Origin of the sequence: Streptomyces durocortorensis (genome assembly GCF_016901035.1) — a bacterium.
GTDB lineage: Bacteria > Actinomycetota > Actinomycetes > Streptomycetales > Streptomycetaceae > Streptomyces > Streptomyces durocortorensis.
In genome coordinates, this window is record NZ_JAFEUF010000008.1 from 1 (window position 1) to 4673 (window position 4673).

Sequence of the window (4673 nt, forward strand, 5' to 3'; positions counted from 1 at the left end):
GGGCGTCCGGATGGGAACGTGCGGGCACGGGGGCCTCCTGAAGGCGGTGGGCGAAGGGCGGGGCGGAGCTGTACGGTCCGCTCCCGCGAGCCCCAGCATCGGGCGGCCGGACCGTGCTTGCCCCCGAGGTGGACCATCCGGGCGACCACCGCCACACCTCCGGCCTCAGGCGACGCGCCCGGCCCCGCCCGCTCTGCCCTCGCTCCTCGCCGCCGCGCTCACCGGCGCGGCGGTCAGTGGGCCGGGGGAGAGCCCGCGCTCAGATCCAGGACGTACCGCCGCCCGGGGCGGTCGCCGAACATGACGTCCTCCAGCGGCTCGAACCCCGTACGCGCCAGCACCGCGCGGGAGCCCGTGTTGTCCAGCGTCGTCTTGGCGCGCAGCGAGGTGAGCCCGTACTCCTCGACCGCCAGCACACAGATCCGCTGGACCGCCCAGGTGGCCAGGCCCTGCCCCGCGGCCTTCTCCGCTATCCGGTAGCCCAGCTCGGCCGAACCGCCCCGCACCTCGACGAGGTTGATCCGGCCGAGGACGCCGCCGTAGGCATCCTCGATGAGGTGCAGGTGGTGCAAGCCCGCGTCCTGCTCGGCGAGCAGTTCGCGGTGGCGTTCGGTGAACTCGGCGAAGTAGTCGTCGCCCCGGTCGGAGATGGACGCGGCGAAGTAGGTCCGGTTCTCCCGTTCGAAGGCGAGCAGGGCCTCGGCGTGGTCGGGACGGAGCCGGCTGATGGACGTCATACCCGGATGCTAGGCGGTGTCCCGCCGAGGTGTCCGGCGGCCGGGTGGAGGGGCTGCTCCGGCGGGGGCTGCCCGGGCCGGGAAGCGTCCGGTCGCGCAGCGTGGTCCGCCTGCCCGCGCGGGACCGCCGGGACGGGTTCTAGCCGGGGTTCCCGCGCTCCAGCGCGTGGGCCAGGCCGCGTTCTGCGTCGTCGGCCGAGGCGCTCCGGTAGGCCAGCTCGTACGCAGAGTCGCCTGCGGCCTGCCGGGCCCTCAGCTCCCACTGCTCGCGGATCGCCCCGAGCTCCGGGGTGCCCCGGTGCGGGTGGCCGATCATGCGCCAGAACGTGTGCCCCGTACCGGAGGCACGGGCCGCGGCCACCCCGTTGCCCTGCGCCGCGATCGCTCCGGCGAGCAGATCGAGGCCGAGCGCTATGCCGAGGCTGTCGTGCAGTTCGTGCTTGCTCGCGAGCATCGCGCGCGCGTGGCTCTCGGCATGCCGGGGGCGGCCCTGGAGCAGGTGGATGAGGGCGAGTTGGTGATCGGCGTACGCCCGCGCCCAGTGCTCGCCGAAACGCAGACTGATCCGCTGGAGCCGTATGGCCTCCTCGTACGCCTCGTCGAGCCGGCCGAGCGCGGACAGGGCGAACAGGCGTATCACCCGGCAGCGCAACTGCGAGGGCGCGTCGGCGGGGTCGCCCGGATTCTCGCGCAGCGCGCGGTCGCTGACGGAGTACGCGGTGAGCGGTTGGCCCATCATCAGGTACGTGAAGCTCACGGAGTGGGCCGCGAGGAGCACCGCCTCCGGGTCCTCGTCGCGGCGGGCCGCCTGCTCGCACTCCTCGCCGGTGCGGCGCGCCGCCTCGTGGTCGCCCTGGAGCGTCAGCGTGATCCCCAGGGCCCACAGCGCCCGGGTGCGGTGCGGACCGGCGGAGAGCGGCAGGGCGAGCACCCGCTCCAGATACGTACGGGCCTGGTGCAGATGGCCGCAGCAGCTCCAGAAGAGACCGGCGCACCCGGCCATCTCCATCGCCATCTCCGGGTCCTCGGCCAGCAGATGGTCCAGGGCCGCGCACAGGTCCGCGTGGGTGTCGGCGATCCGGTGGTACCAGAGGACCTGCGAGGGACCGAGCCAGCCCGCGTACGCCTGGACGGAGACATGGGCGAAGTGCCGGGCGTGCCGGTCGGCGAGGAGCGCGTCCTCCGCCAGCTCGGCCAGCCACATCGCCCCGTACTCGCGCAGCGTGTCCAGCATCCGGTAGCCGCCCCCGGCCCGCCGGAGCACGGACTGGTCGGCCAGGCGCTCCAGGGCGGGGGCGACGGCCTCGGCGTCCAGCGGCCCGCCCGCGCACACCGCCTCCGCGTCCGGCGTCGTGATGACACCGCGGAACACGGAGAGCCGCGCCCACAGCAGCCGCTCCAGCGGGGCGCAGAGCTCGTGGCTCCAGCCGATCGTGGTGCGCAGCGCCCGGTGGCGGCGGGGCCAGACGGTGTCGTCGGTGAGTTCCTCCATCCGGGAGGCCAGCCGCCCGGTGATCTCCTGCACGCTGCTCCCGCGGAGCTGGGCGCAGGCCAGTTCGACGGCGAGCGGTATGCCGTCGAGGCGGTGGCAGATCTCGGCTACGGCGGCCGCACTTCCCGGGTCGTCGAGCGAGACGCCCGGGGCGACGGCCGCCGCGCGGTCGCGGAAGAGCCGGACGGCCTCGTCACCGTCGTCGCCCGCCGACAGCGGGGGCACCTCGACGCACCTCTCCTCCGCCGCGCCCAACGGCTCCCTGCTGGTGGCCAGGACCGTCAGACGCGGGGCAGCGGCGAGCAGTTCGGCGACCAGCTGACCGCAGGGGCCGACGATCCGCTCGCAGCAGTCGAGAACGAGGAGCAGACTCTTGCCGGACAGCCACTCACCGAGCGCGGCCACCGGGCGGCGAGGACTGTGGTCCAGCAGCCCGACCCCGTCGGAGACGGTCGTGGCGAGCAGTTGCTCGTCGTGCAGATGGGAGAGGTCGGCCCACCAGACGCCGTCGGCGTAGCGGTCGCGGGCACGCTCGGCGGTGCGCAGGGCCAGCCGGCTCTTGCCGACCCCACCGCTGCCGGTGAGCGTGACCAGCCGATGATCTCGAAGTGCCCGTTCGACGCTGACCAGTTCGCTGTTGCGGCCGACGAAACTGGTCGTCACGACGGGAAGGTTGCCCATCACGGGGACATCCTGCCTCGCCGTCGCCCACCGCCTCCGTTCATAGCGAAAAGCAGTCAGAAACGGCCGACAATGCATCCCGTTCGATCGGCGATGGGCATCGGTCGAAAGACGGGGAGGCGATCGTGGCGGCGTCTCAGGCGTCGAGAACGGAAGCCAGGGAATCGAGGGCCTTCAGCGGGTCGGGGCCGACCGGGGCGAGGACCGTGTCGGTGACGCCTGCCGCCCGCAGTCCGTCGAGGCGGTCACGTGCCTGTGCCGGAGTCCCGGCCACGGCGAGCCGGGCGACCCAGTCGTCGGGCATGCGCCGGGCGAACTCCTCGCGGCTCGCGCACCCGGCCCGCAGCGCGACCAACTCGTCGGCGAACGGGAGTGGGGCGATGTGCGCGTGCCAGTCGGGCTCGCCGATCCACTCCAGCCCCGGGCGGGCGGCGGCCAGCGCGGCGAGCGGGTCGGCGTCGACGGACGCGATGTTGTAGGCCACGAGCCGGTGGGGGCGGGCGGCGGAAATGTGCCCGAGCGCCGCCCGCGCGTACTCGGGGGCGACCGGCTCGGCGAGGACCGTCCCGTCCGCCACCTCGCCGGAGAGCGCCAGGGACTTGGGGCCCCGTACCCCCGCGAGGATGTCGGGCACCACGTCGGGCAGCGCACTGGGATCCAGCTGTACACCGTCGAGGTGCACGTACTGCCCGCGCCGCTGCGTGAGTTCGCCGCGCAGGAGTGCCCGCAAGGCGTCGACGTACTCGCGGAGGAAGGTGAGCGGGCTCCGGGGCCACTGGCCGACGCTGCGCATCCAGTGCGGCATGCCGTGCCCCACGGCGACGTCGACCCGGCCGGGGAAGAGCTGCGCCAGGGACGCGATCTCCAGCGCCGCGAACGCCACGTTGCGGGCCCCGGCGGGGAGCAGCCCGATGCCGACCCGGACGCGGTCGGTGGACGCCAGCACGGCGGCCGCCTGGGCGATCCCTCCGCGGAAGCCGAGGTCCTCGACCACCCAGACGGCGCCGAACCCCGACTCCTCGGCCCGTCGCGCGTACGGGAGGATCCGGTCGGCCGGCAGGTCGCGCGGCAGCAGAACGCCCACGGTCCGGTCGGTGGCGGGGGAACGCACAGGTGCTCTCCTTCGATCGGCGGCCGGGCGACGGCGATCACCCCCGCCCGCCACCCCGTTCCGGTCCCGCGAAGATAGCGAACCGGCGAAGGCGACGGCCCCGGGGGACGCCTGCCCACCGGGGCCGCGAGCGGTGGGACGGCGGCCGGGAGGCGCTGTCGTACCCCTGCGCTACGTTGCTGGCATGACGCAATTCGTACTCGTGGCAGGCGCCTGGCTCGGTTCGTGGGCGTGGCGCGACGTGGAGCCCGACCTGCTTGCGGCCGGTCACGGGGTCCACCCGCTGACCCTGTCCGGCCTCGCCGACAAGCAGGGGGCGGCCGCGGATCAGCGGACGCACGTCCAGGACATCGTCGACGAGGTGGAGCGCCTCGGTCTGCGCGATGTGGTGCTGGTCGGCCACAGCTACGCGGGCATCCCGGTCGGGCAGGCGGCGACACGGATCGGCGACCGGCTCGCCCACGTCGTGTTCGTCGACTCCAGCGTCCCGGCCGACGGCGAGTCCTTCGTCTCCGGCTGGCCGGACGGCCGGGCGGGCGTGGAGGCGGCCAAAGCCCCCCACCGCCGCGTAAGGCCCCCCCCCCCCCGCGCCCCCCGGGCGGGACCAGGGCGCCCACCGGCACACACCCGCCGGGTAAAAGGCGGCGCAACA

General features: G+C 74.2%; 3 protein-coding genes and 1 pseudogene (1 of these 4 running past the window's edge). 1 reads left to right on the forward strand and 3 read right to left on the reverse strand.

Annotated elements, in window-relative coordinates; translation table 11 throughout:
• Positions 1-233 precede the first annotated feature (233 nt).
• The 3 genes from JS521_RS03050 to JS521_RS03060 form a co-directional block, all read right to left on the reverse strand.
• Positions 234-737, reverse strand: coding sequence for a GNAT family N-acetyltransferase (locus tag JS521_RS03050; protein WP_205081144.1), 504 nt, complete (start codon positions 735-737; stop codon positions 234-236).
• Positions 738-876: 139 nt separating this feature from the next.
• Positions 877-2910, reverse strand: a complete 2034-nt coding sequence (locus tag JS521_RS03055; protein ID WP_205081145.1) for an ATP-binding protein — start codon at positions 2908-2910, stop codon at positions 877-879.
• Positions 2911-3046: 136 nt separating this feature from the next.
• Positions 3047-4021 (reverse strand): LLM class flavin-dependent oxidoreductase, encoded by a 975-nt coding sequence (locus tag JS521_RS03060; RefSeq protein WP_205081146.1) that lies wholly within the window; start codon positions 4019-4021, stop codon positions 3047-3049.
• 184 nt (positions 4022-4205) lie between these two features.
• Between JS521_RS03060 and JS521_RS36405 the strand changes: the two are divergent.
• Positions 4206-4673: pseudogene (locus JS521_RS36405) on the forward strand (alpha/beta fold hydrolase); its annotated part runs 30 nt beyond the window's last position; the annotation flags it as partial.

Bases quoted from the DNA above. Each gene is read 5' to 3' on its own strand.
- JS521_RS03055 (WP_205081145.1), bottom strand. From the start codon at position 2,910: ATGGGCAACCTTCCCGTCGTGACGACCAGTTTCGTCGGCCGCAACAGC.
- JS521_RS03050 (WP_205081144.1), bottom strand. From the start codon at position 737: ATGACGTCCATCAGCCGGCTCCGTCCCGACCACGCCGAGGCCCTGCTC.